Source organism: Microcoleus sp. S13_C5, assembly GCF_036700845.1.
Taxonomy (GTDB): Bacteria; Cyanobacteriota; Cyanobacteriia; order Cyanobacteriales; family Microcoleaceae; genus Microcoleus.
In genome coordinates, this window is sequence record NZ_JAUBPR010000013.1 from 50,522 (window position 1) to 66,534 (window position 16,013).

The following is a 16,013-nucleotide window of genomic DNA, read 5'->3' on the forward strand; positions in this document are numbered from 1 at the left end:
AAGTATTAGTTTTATTTACTCTGAGATTTTGAGCTCGCTTGCTATTTTTATACCCGTCAGCAAATAAGTCTGCATTTTCCCTTTACCTTTAATCTCGATCTCGCCGCGATCTTCAAATTCATATTTATCCTGCAGCAAGTCATAAGTATAGTGGCTGACTTGAATGCGACCTGTTATGCCGTGAGATTCCATGCGGCTAGCTGTATTCACGGCATTTCCCCACAAATCGTAAATGAATTTTTTAGTGCCGATTACCCCCGCTACCACCGGGCCGCTATTAATCCCGATGCGGAGGTCAAAGTTGGCGTCTAGCTTCACATTTAATTCCTTAATTGCTGCTAGCATATCCAGCGCCATTTCGGCGATCGCCTCTGCGTGGTCTCGACGTTCAATGGGAATACCGGCTGCTACCATGTAAGCATCCCCGATCGTCTTGATTTTTTCTAAGCCGTGCTTCTCACTCAGTTGGTCAAAAACTGAGAAAATTTCATTCAATAAGTATACTAATTTAGTGGCGGACATGGTAGTAGAAATTTGGGTAAAATTCACCAAGTCAGCAAAAAGAATTGTTGCTTTTTCAAACTTGTCTGCAATTACCCCCGGTTGGTGCTTCAACCGATCGACGATCGGTTCGGGCAAAATATTTAGCAGTAAACGTTCAGTTTTTTTCTGTTCTTTCCTGAGTGCAGATTCCATCTGCCTGCGTTTAGTTATATCATGAAAAAACACAGAAATGCCGTCGTGAGAAGGAAAAACCCTAACTTCCAGCCACACTCTTAAGGGAGAATAATATTTTTCAAAAGCTACTCCAATTTGTTTGGCTACAGCTTCATGATACTCTTTATAAAAATCAGAATTCCTGAATTCGGGAAACTCTTCCCAAAAATTTTTACCATAAAGTTCTTCCTGCGAGCGCTTCAAAAATTGCGATCCTTTGTAATTGACGTAAGTAAATCGCCACTGGGTGTCGAAAGCAAAAAAAGCATCGCTCATTCCTTCTAAAAAATTGACAATTTGCTCGTCGGTAGAACGGAGTTTTTCTTCTACTTGTTTGTTCCTGAGCTGTGCCCGCTTTAATTTAGTCAGATTGATTCGCAACTCCATGTGGTTGATAATTTGCCGTCCTAAAGTCCGCAGCGCTTCTAGTTGTTGTGGGCTGAGATTACGAGGGATTGTATCTATCGCGCACAAAGTGCCGATCGGATAACCATCAGGAGTTACTAGCGGCGCGCCAGCATAAAACCGAATATTTGGATTGGAAGTTACTAGCGGATTGGCGGCAAAGCGATCGTCATCTAGAGCATTGGGTACAACTAGCAATTCGTTGGGATTTAAAATAGCGTGGGCGCAAAAAGCTGACTCTCTCGGAGTTTCGGGCGCTTCCAGACCGACTTTTGATTTAAACCATTGTCTGTTAGAATCTATTAAGCTTACTAAAGCAATAGGAGTGCCGCAAATATAGGAGGCTAAAGCTGTTAGATCGTCAAAAGCTGCTTCTGCCTCTGTATCTAGAATATCGTACCGATGAAGTGCTTCTAGCCTCTCTTCTTCGTTGCTGGGCAAAGGTGCAGCTTGCATACGCGGCGGCGAGGATACAGGTTTGCGAACAATGCGTGGAAGTATTAGTGCAGCGAATTTTCTGACTTGCGAGACCACTTTTTTAACTAATATCGAAAGATTTCTTGGCCAACCTTTATTCATTTTTATCTTTTTTCACACCTGATGGAACTGCGTATGTGCGATCGAACTCGGCTCTACTTACGTATTTACCGCAACTAACTCCTCAATCTCCGGAGCTTTTGTGGGCAATTTCCCTGTCAATACTTCTCTACCGTCTTCGCTGACAAGTATATCATCTTCTATGCGTATTCCGCGCACATCGGCAAATTTTTCCAACTCCTCCCAGTTTACGAAATCTTCATATTGGGCGCGGTTTTCTGGGCTATTTAAGATTGCCGGAACTTGATAAAATCCCGGTTCGATCGATACCAGCATTCCCGCACGCAAAACTCGATTCAGCCGCAAAAATCCCAACCCAAACCGACTGCTTCTGGTTCTTCCGGCTTCATAGCCAGCCAAATCTCCTAAATCTTCCATATCGTGAACATCCAAACCAATTAGATGTCCGATACCGTGAACAAAAAATAGCGCGTGAGCATCCATTTCTACCAAATCTTCAACATTTCCCCGCAAGATACCTAAATCAACCAATCCTTCCGCCATAATCCGAGCAGCTAACAGATGAATGTCTTGATATTCCACTCCCGGACTAATTTTATCAATACAAGCATCGTGTGCTGCCAAAACTACATCATAAATCGCTCTTTGAGTCGGAGAAAACTTGCCAGAAACCGGCCAAGTGCGAGTTACATCAGCCGCCCATCCCGTTGATGTTTCCGCACCGAGATCTGCTAGCAGCAAATCTCCTGCTTGTAGGGAATTGTGATAATGTTCGCTGTGCAGCACTTCTCCATGCACAGTCACGATACTGGGATAGGCATAGGTCATTTTTTTGGAGATGATGACACTTTCCATTGCAGCGCGCACCCCTGCTTCAATTTGAGCATTTTGAGTTGCCGCCATTCCCGCTTTGTGAACTTCTACAGTGACAGCAGCAGCTTGACGCAATTCGTCCAAACTGCCTGCATCGTGGTTCAGGCGCAGAGATATAATTGCCTTGGTTAATTCTAGGTCGATTCCGGTTGGCGAGTTGGGTGGTGCCAGAGGGCGATCGAGAATTTGAGACTGTTGCAACTGAGTCCAAGAATCCTGAACGGCGATCGTTGCTGCATTTGTAGATCGCGATTTCAATTCGGCCATTGGAAAAGCAGCATCAGCCCCAATTAGTTCGGCAATTTTTGCTCTTTTCGGCATTTCTCCGTGCCAAAGAGTGCTGCTAGCAGGTGCGTCATCTAAAAACAATTCTAATTTGCCCGATTCTAAGCGAATGGCAGCATTTTCTAAGGGCAAACCAGCAAAATATAAAAAGTGACTGCTGGCACGAAAGGGATAAGTAAGTGCCGGATAATTGCGAGGGATGCTGCGCCCCGACCAAAAAATTACCGGAAAATTAATTAAAGTAGCCAGTTTTTGCCGCCGTTGGTGTAGAGTATTAGTTAACAAATCATAACCTGCTGTAATTTTCATGGGTAAAGACCTATAATTTTGAGTTGGGTTTGCAGTCAGCCACAAGTTTTTGCATTCTCAGCATTAAAACACTAAAATTCTGACTGCAAACTTGGCAGCCATTTTTGAGAAACTTCTCATCTATAACTTCTTTTTTGCTAGCATTTATAGCCTGTCTTTTTTAGAGTCTTTGTCGTCATCGCCGGGATGATTTGGTTAAGCAGTAAGCCTGATTCACACGCAGGAAAACAGGCTGAAAGTGCTACGGTGAAGGCAATTAGCAGAAAGGTCACAACACCCGCAATTAGTCAAATTCCTTGGTTGGGTTTTTGTTGATTGGGTGACGTGAGCGATCGCCTCTATTGACTGTTTTATATTTTAGACTTTAAAGTATAAGTAAAATTCCCTGAAAAAACATGAAAATTTCTCATAAAGCTCCTCAAACTTCTGTGCAAGTACGCGACTGGCCGATCGCACACTTACCGGGATTGAGCAAGGAAAACCAATCTCAACTGGAAGAGTGCAGCATCACCACAACCGGACAACTAATTCGCCTGACGAAAACCCAGGCGGCGAAAGTGTTGCTAGCCAATCAATTACAGATTAACATTCAATATGTTAATAAATGGGTAGCGATGGCAAATTTGGCTCGAATTCCGAGTGTAGGGTGTCAGTATTGCGGGCTGTTACTGCACGCCGGCGTTGCTTCTCCGGCTCAATTGGCTCAAATGCCCGTGGAGAGATTGCACCAACAAGTTTTAAGGCTGCACGTAGCGACAATGCAGCGCAATGACTTGACTCCTTCAGTCGATCGCGTGCAACAATGGGTTCAACAAGCTAGATTAGTCAGTAGTCATTAGTTAGTTGTCAGTTGTTAGTTGTTAGTTCTTATTAGCCAACAGTCAGCAGTCAACAGTCAACAGTCAACAGTCAACAGTCAACACGCATTATTATGTCAATTCAAGTTTACGGAATCCCAAACTGCGGAACCTGCAAAAAAGCTTTCCAGTGGCTCAAAGATAGCGATGTTAATTACGAGTTCATTAACACCAAAGAACAGCCGCCGACACGCGAAACAATTCAAAGCTGGGTAGCTGCTTTGGGTTTTCAACCCATGCGAAATACTTCCGGTCAATCTTACCGCGCTTTGGGCGATGACAAGAAAAATTGGAATAGCGAAGAGTGGATAGAGGCTTTTGCAAAGGATGCGATGCTGCTAAAACGTCCTCTGTTCGTTAAAGATGGAACGGCTGTTTTAGTAGGTTTCAAAACAGAGGAAATTAGAGAAAAACTGGGCTTTTTAACAAGCTGATTTCAGCCTCTTGTTCGCCGCATAAGCTTAATCTCGCCCACATCATCTGTGAAACCCCAACGCTCGTAAAACGGCATCACGTTCGGCAAACAGTTAAGAGCAAAGTTCTCGACAGCTTGCAATTCTGGATGATTTAAAACTGCATCCATCAACTTCGCACCCAGTCCCATCTTTCTGTGCGTCGGCTTGACAATGACATCAAAAATCATCGCTCTGTATACGAAATCGGTGATAACGCGAGTAAAAGCAATTAGCCGATCGCTCTCATCGACAAAACCAATGATAACATCAGTTGCTGCCAGCATTTTCACCACATCTTCCCGCGTCCGCTTGTCGCTCCAAAACTCGTTTTTGTACAAATCCATCAAGTCGGAAACCTGGCTTTCGGTCAAAGTTTCGACAATTCGGTACTTATCCATTTGCTCGGTCATACTCTACTTTACCGTAATCTAGTTTAATTGCGCGATCGGCTAAATCAAAATAGCGATCGTCGTGACTAATCACAAACACCGTTTTCCCCCGCCGCTTCAACTCCGGTAGCAACTGCTTGTAAAAAATATCCCGGAAAAACGGGTCTTGATCCGAAGCCCATTCATCAAACAAATAAATCGGTCTATCTTCCAAATACGCCGTCAACAAAGCCAGCCGCTTTCGCTGTCCCTGAGACAAAGCCGTAGTTGACAAAACTCCATCTTTCACCTGAACTTTATTTTCCAAATGAAACTCTCGCAAATATTCAGCCGCCTGCTTGTCCAAATCGTGATTAGTCATCCCCAAAAGCCTTTCAAACAGATAGAAATCCGAATAAATCGCAGAAAAATGCTGCCTGTACCACTCTCGATTTTCGTCAGTAATTGGCTGGCCATCTAGGAGAATTTCTCCCGATTCAGGAATATACAAACCAGTGATTAACTTAGCTAAAGTAGACTTCCCGCTGCCATTTCCGCCAATTATAAACACCAATTGACCCGGATGAAACTTCAAATTAAGCTCGCCCAAACTAAAATTGATGTCTTCTTTTTCTCCCGGATAGCTGTGAATTACTCGATTTAACTCCAGCGTCTCCCACTGAGCCGTGTCAGGCAGTTTAACCGTTGAATTTATCTCAGCTTGACTTGCCAAAGCCAATCCCATTCTCTCTATCTTTTCCACAGAAGTATTAGCACGAAAAAGCGCCGGCAACCTTTGCAAAATATTGTTAAACGGAGACATCAAATAGGTACTTGTCAGAATGTAAGCTGACAAAACCGGAGTTGAAACTGGCACAAATTTGGGTACAACAAATAACAACAAACCCATCAGCATAAAAAACAGCAACTGCCCAACTCCCATCGCAACTGCACCAGTATTCAAAGCAGTCACGTTATAATTGCGGGAAGCATCAGCACTCCCCTGCAATTCTTCCGTAAAAAACTCTTGGCGGCGCAAGGAATGCAGTTTTAGTTCCTTAATTCCCTCAGTAATACTGCGAAAATGCTTAAACAATGTATCTTGTTCTTCTCTGGCTAAATCGAAGAATTTCCGCATTTTATTTAGCAACAACTGCACCGTGCCAATCGTCAGCACCATAAAACCAAATACAACAACAAAAACTGTACCCGAAATAGTGCTTAAATAAGTTAAGCAGCCGACGACAACGGCGATATCGACACAGAGAAAAGGAATCAAAAATATAGTATTAGAAAGCGTTCCCACATCATCAGTCAGAGTTGCCAGTAAGCGGTTAGCACCCAACTCTTCCAAATTCCGCAAAGGAGTAGACAAAATCCCGCGACTCAAACTCAGACGCAAATTATAAACCGCTTCTTGAGAAAGGTAGATTAACAAAAATTGCGATATGACTCCGGCGACGAGAGCCAAAACTGCTAATCCCGCAAAATACCAGACTAAATTCTGGTTTGAATTGTCGCTGATGGCGCGGTTGATTAGAGCAATTAACATAGCGCTGCAACCGCCGCTAATTAAGCCTGTGAGTATGGCAATGGAAACATTTAACCAAGAAGCCTTTAACAGTAACCAAATTACATTCATCTAATTTTACTCTTAATTTAACTTTTGAAATTCTGGTGCCAACCAACCAAATCCCAGACTTCTTGGTAACAATCTCGCTCGCCACTGAATTTGATTCAGAAGTCGGGGATTTGCCGAAACCAACCAATTAATTTGATTATTGTACTTCTGTTTCTGAGGTTTCAAATACCACTTTTGCATAGATCTCGCTCATCGACATTTGCACTCCCAAGGAAGCAAAAGAAACTATTGCTGATTCTCCCTCATATTCCCGAAACAACCATTCATTTGATTCTGTTTTAATATATTGTGCGACTAAAAACTCAGATTGATTGACTAACACATATTCACGGAATTCAGGGATAGAGCGATAACACCGAAACTTATCCTCCCGATCAAAATCATTGGTAGACTTAGAAAGCACTTCCACGATGAGCATCGGATTGAGGATCTCATCACTGCGTCCTTCGGTAAAAACTGGCTCCCCTTCAATCACCATCAGATCCGGGTAAGTTCCTCGTCGGTACCGAGAAATCCACAACCGCAAACCGCTGATAAATACTTTTGCATTCTTCCCCCGCAAAGCAGTATGCAAACCAGCACAGATATTGCCTTTAATCTGGCTGCGATTAATCGTGCTGCCTGCAATTGGTACAATTTCTCCATCGCGGTATTCATTTATAAACTCGGCAGTTTCCTCTAACTTTCGATACTCATCTGGAGTATAAAACTTGTTGGGCTGATTTTTTACTAGCATTTTTGCTTCATGCAGCACCGAAAAATTCACCGAATTAGCAATAAAACAAACATGATGTGCGTTGTCGTGCAAACTGCGGGCTTTTTCCAAATCGTCACCAGCTTCGATTGTTACCAGCGGATGCAAAATTACCTCGGTAAACCTAATCTTTCCATTCTTTTGTGCCATCTTGCCCATCGCTGCATCCGAGTAAGAGACTACCCGAATCCCAGCACGAGCGCACAAAGCAAGATAGCTCAACATATGACAAGCTGACAGTGCCATCAACAACAAATCTTCGGGATTGTACAGAGAAGCATCGCCCCGAAAAGTCGGGTCTGCCGAACCCACAAATGGCGGCTTACCCTCAATATTTATGGCATACTCACGAGAATAAGCGTCGTAAGATGAAGTAGAACCTTGACTGGCACCCGTCCAAACAGTGTTGATGCGGTATACGTGTTCTTTAGTCATTCTCAATTACCCACTTTTATCTGCGTTAATCTGCGCTTAAAAATCATAATTAACAGTATCAGGAGTTACGCAAGTGTCATAATTAGTAAGGTGCGTCAGAGCGTAAACTCTTGATTACCCGTTGATAATGAAAGTTTGACGCACCCTACAACTCGATAGTCCCCAGTTGGCATTAGTCCTAAGTATATCACAACAAAAAAGAAACGCCCAACTTCAAAGAGTCAGGCGTTTTGCACTATTTCAGAACCAGGAAAAATTAATCGCGGCGAGACACCAAATTCGAGTCAATTTTCGCACCCACAACAGGTTGCACATGACTCAATGCCGACTGCAACATGGGAGTTTTGGTAATAGCATCATTAGCCAAATTAAACAAAGGGTTCGACAAAATTCCCGCCAATGTTGTCGCCACCAAAGTGAGTACAACGCTGACTTGCAAAGGCCGCATTCCCTGAAGGTTCCAGCGAATTTCGGGATAATTTTTTACCGCGTCTGACATTTCTTGAGGTTCTTTTACTACCATCATCTTCACAACGCGGATGTAGTAGTAAATCGAAACTACGCTGGTAATTAATCCCAGAATAACTAAGCCGTAAAGTCCTGCTTGCCAGCCAGCCCAGAACAGATAGATTTTGCCGAAAAATCCAGCCAGGGGCGGAATTCCACCGAGAGAAAGCAGGCAAATACTTAAGGCTAAAGTTAACAGCGGGTCTTTTTGGTACAAACCTGAGTATTCGCTAATTTGGTCGGTTCCAGTCCGCAGCGAGAACAGGATGATGCAGGCGAAAGCACCCAAGTTCATAAACAGGTAAACCAACAGATAAAATATCATGCTGGAGTAACCGGCTTCTGTTCCTGCAATCAAACCCAGCATCACAAAACCAGCTTGGGCGATCGACGAATAAGCCAAAAGCCGCTTCATGCTAGTCTGGGCGAGGGCAACCACATTTCCCAACACCATGCTGAGAATGGCTAAGGCCGTGAACACGAACTGCCACTGTTCGATAAGTGCGGGGAAAGCAGTTGTTAACAAGCGGATTGCTAGGGCAAAACCGGCTGCTTTGGAACCGACAGAAAGGAAGGCAACAACGGGTGTAGGAGAACCTTCGTAAACGTCAGGAGTCCATTGGTGGAAGGGAACCGCAGAGATTTTGAAGGCGATTCCGGCGATCGCAAAAACCAAAGCAATCACCAAACCGAGAGATTGACCTTCATTCACAGTAGAAAGGTTAGCCGCGATCGCACTCAGCTTAGTTTCGCCGCCAGACAACCCGTACAGCAGGGAAAGCCCGTAGAGAAACACCGCCGAAGAAGACGACCCAATTAACAAATATTTCAAAGCAGCTTCATTGGAACGCGGGTCGCGTTTTGTGTAACCAGTCAGCAAATAAGACGAGATACTCAGAGTTTCCAACGAAATAAAAATCATCACCAATTCATCAGCGCCGCTGAGGAACATTCCCCCCAAAGTAGCGGTCAGCAAAATGCCGATAAATTCCGCTAAAGCAGTACCCGTTTGCAGTACATAGCGGACGGATATCAAAATAGTGACAGCCGTACTCAAAGCGATAATTCCGCGAAACACTAAACTCAAGGCATCGCTGTTAAAACCGCCCAGAAACGAGATGGTATCCGTGTTATCCCACTGCAAACACAAAGCAGCGACGGCGGCCAGCAAACCCGCAACGGCAACGTAGGGAGTCCAACCCGAGGAACTGCGGCCTACGATTAAATCGCCGACGAGAACCACCAAGAGGGTGATGATGACAATTCCCTCTGGCAAGATAGTTCCAGCATTTAGCTGGGCAGCAAGAGTAGCAAAATCCATATTTTCAGGCAGGTTGGGTAGTACAAGCCGCAAAGGCTGTAATGGGCTGTGAACTTGTAAAAATTCTTTACCAAACACAGATTGTAGCGGATTACAGCTTCGCGATCCCAGTTGGACCGATGTTTGTTGCCGGAGAGTTGATACTCGGTAGCGGTTTTGCATACATTTGCGGGCATTTTAGAGATGGCCGACTGATGTCACCTGCGACTCTCGTCGCGATCGACCATAACTGCCACAATGTAGAAAGTTAAACCAGTAATTCGGCATGACTGACTCGCTAAGTGCCTACAAACGGCAGATTCTCAATGACTTCAACAACCGCCCCGACTACGAGAATGAATTTCACAAACAGGCTGCAACTCGGTTAGTAGAGTTGGCAAAAGTGCGATCGGGCAAGCTTGTTCTAGATATCGCCACCGGAACAGTTTTAGCGGTGATTGCGGAGGATGCACTTAGGTCGATCGGACTCAAGAAAATATGAGTCGCCTTTTCTACACCAGGAATGCTTTACATAGTATGTCTAAACTACTCAATTACATCTGTATATTTATTATTATCGGCTGCCTACTGTTTGCTTGTCATTCCCCGGAATCCCTAAAAGTAAAACGCCCTCCCCTGAAAGTATCTTGTGTACCTTTTGTTGGCTATACACCTCTCATCATTGCTCAAGAGAAAGGATTCTTCAAAGCGCAAGGGGTAGACGTGGAACTCAGCTATGTAGACTACTCACAATTCCAAGACGCGGATTTCAGTGCAGGGAAGTATGATGGGATCGGATTGACTTTGGGCGATTTTATAATCTTGAGTGCCACAAATCCTGATATCCAAGCTGTAATGGTTGTGGATGAATCGACAGGTGCAGATGTCGTAGTCGCGCAATCGGATATTAAAACAATCCCTAGCTTGAAAGGAAAAAAGCTTGGTACACATCTAGGCAGCTTTAGCGAAGTTTTCGTTACTGAGATGTTGAAAACCTCTCAACTGACGAGCGATGATGTTAGGCTGGTTAAAGTCGAGGCTTTAGAAGTTCCCGAGCGCTTACAAAACAATGCTATCCAAGCAGGACACACTTGGGAACCGTATCTTTCTGAAGCATTAAAAATAGGGGCGCATATCCTGTTTACAAGCAAACAAACCCCAGGCTTAATTGTGGATTTGGTCACGTTTCGGGGTGAGGTGATACGCGAGCGCCCGGAAGATATTCGCGCCTTTGTGCGAGGCTGGCTTCAAGGGTTGTCATATTGGGAAGCAAATATTCCCGAAGGAAACGAGCTCCTGAGCAAAGCGTTGAATATTCCCATCAAGACAATCTCTTTCGAGGGAATAGACCTTACTGACCTTGCAGAAAATCAAAAGTTCTTTCAATCAGACAGTCCTAATTATATCTTCAAAACCGCCAAGAAATATGCGGACTTTTTTATTCGCGCTGGCAATGTGACGCGCCTTCCCAATCTAGAAACCTTGTTCAACTCTTCTTTCTTAACCCCCCCTCCTAGTTTGAAACCATGAAGCGCTTGTTTTTCAACAGCATCTTTATTATTACCTGCTGGCTGCTGTTTGCTTGTCATTCTCCGGAACCTCTAAAAGTAAAACGTCCTCCCCTGAAAGTAAGTTTTATCTCTTTTGTTGGCCATAGACCTGCCATCATTGCTCAAGAGAAAGGATTCTTCAAAGCGCAAGGGATAGACGTGGAACTGAGCTATGTAGACTACTTACAATTGCAACAAGCAGATTTCAGTGCAGGGAAGTATGATGGGATCGGATTAACCTTGGGAGATTTTATGATATTGAGTGCCACAAATCCTGATATCCAAGCTGTGATGGTTGTGGATGAATCGACAGGTGCAGATGTGGTAGTCGCGCAATCAAACATTAAAACAATTCTTAACTTGAAAGGAAAAAAGGTTGGTGCAAATCTAGGCGGCTTTAGCGAAGTCTTCGTTACTGAGATGTTGAAAAGCTCTAAGCTGACGAGCGATGATGTTAGGCTGGTTAAAGTTGATGGTTTAGAAGTTCCCCAGCGCTTACAAAACAATGCTATCCAAGCAGGGCACACTTGGGAACCGCATCTTTCTGAAGCATTAAAATTAGGGGCAAAAATTTTGTTTACAAGCAAGCAAACCCCAGGCTTAATTGTGGATTTGATCGCGTTTCGGGGTGAGGCGATACGCGATCGCCCCGAAGATATTCGCGCCTTTGTGCGAGGCTGGCTTCAAGGCGTGTCCTATTGGGAAGCAAATATTCCCGAAGGAAACGAGATTGTGAGCAAAGCGTTGAATATTCCCAGCAATACAATCTCTTTCGAGGGAATAGACCTCACTGACTTTGCAGAAAATCAAAAGTTCTTTCAATCAGACAGTCCTAATTATATCTACAAAACCGCCAATAAATATGCGGAATTTTTTATTCGCGCTGGTAATGTGACGCGCCTTCCAAATGTAAAAACCTTGTTCAATTCTTCTTTCTTAAGCCCCCCTCCTAGCTTGAAACCATGAAGCGCTCGTTTTTCAACAGCATTCGTACAAAGTTAATCGTCTCGTTTCTTGTCGTTGCTCTAATTCCATTGCTGCTGTTAGCCTTTATCGACAAAAATACAACTGAAAATGCCTTGACCGACAACGCACGACAAGCCCTAGCTGCAGAGGCTAACGAAACCGCTAACAGAATAGATGGGTTTATCGATGCGAATCTCAATGCGGTGCGGGTAGAAGCGATTTTACCAGGTTTGGCTGCCTATCTGGGCCTACCTCCAGAACGGCGAAATGGTAGTCCCCAAGAGATGTTAGCGACTGAAACCTTAACCAGGCTCAGTCGCAAAGATATGCTTAATATTATCTCCTATGCCTTGCTCAACTTAAAGGGACGGAATGTACTCGATACGAATACACCGGATGTCGGACGAGATGAATCCGGTCAAGATTACTTCCAAGAACCGCTCAAAACTCAACTATCTTTTGTTTCTAGTATTAGGCAATCCCCGACAATTCCCAACCTCGTTACGCTCTTCTTTAGCAGTCCTGTTCGCGATGCGAAGGGAAATATATTGGGTGTATTGCGGGTGACATACAATGCCACATCTGTCCAGCAATTGGTGACTCGGGAAACTGAACACGCACGTGCGAAATCGTTAGCAGTTCTTTTAGATGAGCACTATATTCATCTGGCACATAGCACTAGACCTGAACTCCTTTTCAAATCTATTGTGCCTTTGTCACCCAATGTTGTAGCACAACTGCAACGCGAAGGGCGTTTGCCTAAGACTCTAACGAAAGAACTTGCAATCAATTTGCCCGACCTCAAGCAAGCATTAGACACTAAACAGCCTTATCTAACCACACGATTGGCAGCTACGGATAATAATGAGTTGAGCCTCTTAGCGATCGCCCACCTGAAATATAAACCTTGGTCAGTCCTTTTTGCACAGCCCATTGCCGTTGCCCTAGCACCTGTAGAAAAACAAATACGTGATGCACTTCTTTTATTAGCAATCATCGCCACAATTGTAACTATCATCGCTTTTGCGATCGCACAACTATTAACAAAGCCTGTGATTTACCTCACCCAAGCGGTTGCCCAGTTTACGGCGGGTAACTTAGATATGCGTGTGAAGATGCGATCGCGAGACGAAATCGGTCTGCTGGCACGATCCTTCAACAGCATGGCGAGGCAAATCCAAGAATCCTTTGAAACCCTCGAAGACAAAGTTAAAGAACGAACAGCAGAACTTGCTAATGCTAATCAGGAAATCATTACCCTCAACGAAAAACTCAAAGTAGACAACCTCCGCTTAGGTGCAGAATTAAATGTGGCGCGTCACATCCAGCAAATGATTTTGCCTAACCCTGAAGAACTGGAAATTGACGGACTAGATATCGCCGGATACATGGAACCCGCTGATGAAGTAGGAGGTGACTACTACGACGTGCTACAGATCGATGGTGTTGTCACACTGGCGATCGGCGATGTCACCGGACATGGCCTGGAAAGCGGCATTCTGATGCTGATGGCGCAAACCTCTGTTCGCACCCTGCAAGAGATTCGTGAACTAGACCCCGTTCGATTCCTCGATGTACTCAACCGTACCCTCTACAAAAACGTACAGCGCATGAATTCCGAGAAAAGTCTGACGCTGGCGATTTTGAGCTACTCCGAAGGACTGATTAGCATCAGCGGTCAGCATGAAGAAACGCTTGTTGTGCGAAAAAATGGAGATGTTGAGCGCATCGACACGATGGAGTTAGGCTTCCCGATCGCTTTAGATGATGATATCGCAGACTTCATCAGTCACATCCTGATTGAGCTAGAACCTGGAGATGGCGTGGTGCTATATACTGATGGCATTCCAGAAGCCTATAACATCCGCAAAAAGCAGTATGGACTTAAGCAACTGTGTGAAGTAATTAGTCAAAATTGGCACAAGTCTGCGGCAGAAGTTAAGGATGCGGTGATTGTAGATGTACGGCAACATATCGGTAAGCAGAAAGTGTTTGATGATATTACGTTGCTAGTCTTTAAGCGGCAGGCTGACGTTATTGCCAAGGGAACTTTAGTTAATAATATCATTTCCGAAAAAGAACTGCTACAATGAAGAATAAACTTTGAGAAATACTTTATGAAAGTAAACTACCAAGAAAGAATTGATTTAACAGCAGACGAGTTAAAAAAAATTCTGTCGGAGCAGCGAACTCTACCTAATAAACAAAAAATTCAGGCACTTTATTGGTTAAAAACAGGAGCGAGTCTAAGCCTTACAGATGTAGCTGAACGTTTAGGTGTACATAGAATTACTGTACATAGATGGTTAAAACAATATAGTGCTGGCGGTCTGTCAGAACTGTTAGAAATACGGCAAGCAACTGGTAGACCCCGAGTAATTCCTTCAGCGGTAATAGCCGGAATATCCGAAAAGTTAAGTGAAGAGTCCTGTGATTTTAAGACTTATAAAGAAATTGGTCAATGGGTAGAAGAGAACTATCAAGTCTCAGTCAAATATCAAACATTACACAAGCAAGTACACTATCGCATGAAAGCCAACTTAAAGGAAGCAAAGCCTGTGAGTAACGAAAAAGCTCAGGAGGCAGCCATTGAGTTCAAAAAACATTAAAAGACTTGCTCAAAAACGATTCAAAGGAATAAAATTACAGCTTTTCGAGTAAAACTTCTAAGTAAATCCAAAAAGATTAACCTTGACAGTCGAATTAACCAGGGTGAGTTCAAAACTATTAATGGGGCTTACACAAGTTTTAAGCCCAAATAAAGCCTGTTTCGGCTTTATTTGCAGCAAATACGTCACTGTTGGCTGGCAGCCAGTACCCAAATATATAAGATATAGCTGTTCTCCAAGCTGATAAGGCAGAGCGTAAATGTGGTTAAATGTTGGTTAGCCAATCGTTGTCTCCGTTCCCCAGTGAAGTGATGCCCAATAATAAAAATGTAGGCACACTATCTATTAGCCTTAATCTATCTTACGTTTTTTGATGTGGAGCTACTTAGAAGATGGTTGGGAAACTGCAACGGTGGTAACACGGACATTCGGATCGAGGGCGTCACCTTGAGAGTAAATATAATCAAATGCCGATCGATCTTTAAGCATATTTGCCCGCAAAAATAGCGCGCTCCAACGGGCGATCGTTTCAATACCCACGGCTCGCTCTAAGGTAGCAGTATTGCGATCGGGCATCGCACCAGCGGGGTTATTAACATTGGTAATGCCGAAGTGATTGGCACCCATAACAGTAATCAAAGCTTTGGGTGGTGTTTGAATTTGGTCAAAGGTGCTTTGAGCTCGATCGGGCAGGGCGACACCATCGATATCGCCTTGAATCAACGCCACTGCAATGCCATCATTAGCGATGGGCACAAATTCATTAGCAATGGGATTCCGCAAGTTAGCTCCAAAAAATGCACCTGCTAATAGTTCTTTCGGGCGCGTAAATGGCTCTTGACACAAATACAATTCTGGGAGACATTTGTTAGCAATCACTGATAACCCCACTGCACCACCAAAAGAATGACCCAATAAACCAAGGCGCTGCGTATCGATAACAGACGCGATCGGAGATGTGGGGTTGGTGTTTTCGATCGCCATTTGCGACAAAACCGCCGCCATTTGCGAAGTTTCCGGCGCCAAATTAGGGGGTGAACTGGGATTGAAGGGCGAAGGGCGCAAATGGTTCGGAACGACTACCACAAAACCGTACCGCGCCACGTGGCTAGCGTAATCTGAATAAAATGATTTATCTACAAGCGCACCTTGCAATAAAAGTACAATGGGGAAAGAGTAATTACCGGAATTAAGATCGGATGGTTTAGGATAATAAATGTCAGCTAAATCGTTATTAGCAGATATCATCGTACTGTAAAAGCTAGTTTCTTTAAATGGCCGTGCATAATCGATTGTTGTGGCAAAGACTTTCCTAGCAAGGACAACAAGCGTAGCAATTGCACAAATAATTACTAGGGTTTTTGGCGACAAAAAATGAGGGTTGAAATTTATCATTATTTGGGGTTTGAGAGTGCGTGCATAA

15 protein-coding genes are annotated in these 16,013 nt (G+C 44.1%); 8 read left to right on the forward strand and 7 right to left on the reverse strand.

What is annotated here, in order from left to right:
• Nucleotides 1–15 precede the first annotated feature (15 nt).
• Nucleotides 16–1,578 carry an adenylate/guanylate cyclase domain-containing protein gene (locus QUA04_RS05930; RefSeq protein ID WP_333254718.1) on the reverse strand — a complete coding sequence of 521 codons (1,563 nt, stop codon included), beginning with the start codon at nt 1,576–1,578 and terminating at the stop codon, nt 16–18.
• A 180-nt stretch (nt 1,579–1,758) separates the two neighbouring features.
• Complete coding sequence (locus QUA04_RS05935; protein WP_333254720.1) at nt 1,759–3,147, reverse strand: aminopeptidase P family protein; 1,389 nt, start codon at nt 3,145–3,147, stop codon at nt 1,759–1,761.
• Between the two features lie 395 nt (nt 3,148–3,542).
• Here QUA04_RS05935 and QUA04_RS05940 point away from each other — a divergent pair, with 395 nt between their 5' ends.
• Nucleotides 3,543–3,986, forward strand: a complete 444-nt coding sequence (locus QUA04_RS05940; RefSeq protein ID WP_333254722.1) for a DUF4332 domain-containing protein — start codon at nt 3,543–3,545, stop codon at nt 3,984–3,986.
• A gap of 92 nt (nt 3,987–4,078) precedes the next feature.
• Nucleotides 4,079–4,438: a Spx/MgsR family RNA polymerase-binding regulatory protein gene (locus QUA04_RS05945; protein ID WP_333254724.1), complete on the forward strand. Its 360-nt coding sequence runs from the start codon at nt 4,079–4,081 to the stop codon at nt 4,436–4,438.
• Between the two features lie 2 nt (nt 4,439–4,440).
• Here QUA04_RS05945 and QUA04_RS05950 read toward each other — a convergent pair whose 3' ends face one another.
• From QUA04_RS05950 to QUA04_RS05965, 4 genes are all read right to left on the reverse strand, one after another.
• A complete protein-coding gene (locus tag QUA04_RS05950; protein WP_333254726.1) occupies nt 4,441–4,869 on the reverse strand; it encodes a GNAT family N-acetyltransferase in 429 nt (142 codons plus the stop codon).
• Nucleotides 4,850–6,469 carry a cyclic peptide export ABC transporter gene (locus QUA04_RS05955; RefSeq protein WP_333254728.1) on the reverse strand — a complete coding sequence of 540 codons (1,620 nt, stop codon included), beginning with the start codon at nt 6,467–6,469 and terminating at the stop codon, nt 4,850–4,852. The genes QUA04_RS05950 and QUA04_RS05955 overlap by 20 nt, the downstream gene beginning before the upstream one ends.
• Before the next feature lie 136 nt (nt 6,470–6,605).
• Entirely contained in the window at nt 6,606–7,658 is a 1,053-nt protein-coding gene (locus QUA04_RS05960; RefSeq protein WP_333254731.1) for a Uma2 family endonuclease, read from the reverse strand.
• A 256-nt stretch (nt 7,659–7,914) separates the two neighbouring features.
• Complete coding sequence (locus QUA04_RS05965; RefSeq protein WP_333254734.1) at nt 7,915–9,486, reverse strand: NAD(P)H-quinone oxidoreductase subunit N; 1,572 nt, start codon at nt 9,484–9,486, stop codon at nt 7,915–7,917.
• A 41-nt stretch (nt 9,487–9,527) separates the two neighbouring features.
• On the opposite strand from QUA04_RS05965, the gene QUA04_RS05970 reads away from it, so the two are divergent.
• Genes QUA04_RS05970 through QUA04_RS05995 form a run of 6 tightly spaced genes read left to right on the forward strand, consistent with a single transcriptional unit; the run spans nt 9,528 to nt 14,590 of the window.
• Nucleotides 9,528–9,737, forward strand: a complete 210-nt coding sequence (locus tag QUA04_RS05970) for a hypothetical protein (RefSeq protein ID WP_333254736.1) — start codon at nt 9,528–9,530, stop codon at nt 9,735–9,737.
• 14 nt (nt 9,738–9,751) lie between these two features.
• Complete coding sequence (locus QUA04_RS05975; protein WP_333254739.1) at nt 9,752–9,967, forward strand: hypothetical protein; 216 nt, start codon at nt 9,752–9,754, stop codon at nt 9,965–9,967.
• 35 nt (nt 9,968–10,002) lie between these two features.
• Nucleotides 10,003–10,995 carry an ABC transporter substrate-binding protein gene (locus QUA04_RS05980; protein ID WP_333254740.1) on the forward strand — a complete coding sequence of 331 codons (993 nt, stop codon included), beginning with the start codon at nt 10,003–10,005 and terminating at the stop codon, nt 10,993–10,995.
• Nucleotides 10,992–11,981 carry an ABC transporter substrate-binding protein gene (locus QUA04_RS05985; RefSeq protein ID WP_333254743.1) on the forward strand — a complete coding sequence of 330 codons (990 nt, stop codon included), beginning with the start codon at nt 10,992–10,994 and terminating at the stop codon, nt 11,979–11,981. The genes QUA04_RS05980 and QUA04_RS05985 overlap by 4 nt, the downstream gene beginning before the upstream one ends.
• Nucleotides 11,978–14,074: a SpoIIE family protein phosphatase gene (locus tag QUA04_RS05990; RefSeq protein WP_333254745.1), complete on the forward strand. Its 2,097-nt coding sequence runs from the start codon at nt 11,978–11,980 to the stop codon at nt 14,072–14,074. The genes QUA04_RS05985 and QUA04_RS05990 overlap by 4 nt, the downstream gene beginning before the upstream one ends.
• Nucleotides 14,075–14,098: 24 nt before the next feature.
• On the forward strand, nt 14,099–14,590 hold the full coding sequence (locus QUA04_RS05995; RefSeq protein WP_333254747.1) for a helix-turn-helix domain-containing protein: 492 nt from the start codon (nt 14,099–14,101) through the stop codon (nt 14,588–14,590).
• Nucleotides 14,591–14,971: 381 nt separating this feature from the next.
• Here the strand turns inward: QUA04_RS05995 and QUA04_RS06000 are convergent, their stop codons facing one another.
• A complete protein-coding gene (locus QUA04_RS06000) occupies nt 14,972–15,985 on the reverse strand; it encodes a poly(ethylene terephthalate) hydrolase family protein (protein ID WP_333254749.1) in 1,014 nt (337 codons plus the stop codon).
• Nucleotides 15,986–16,013: the final 28 nt, after the last annotated feature.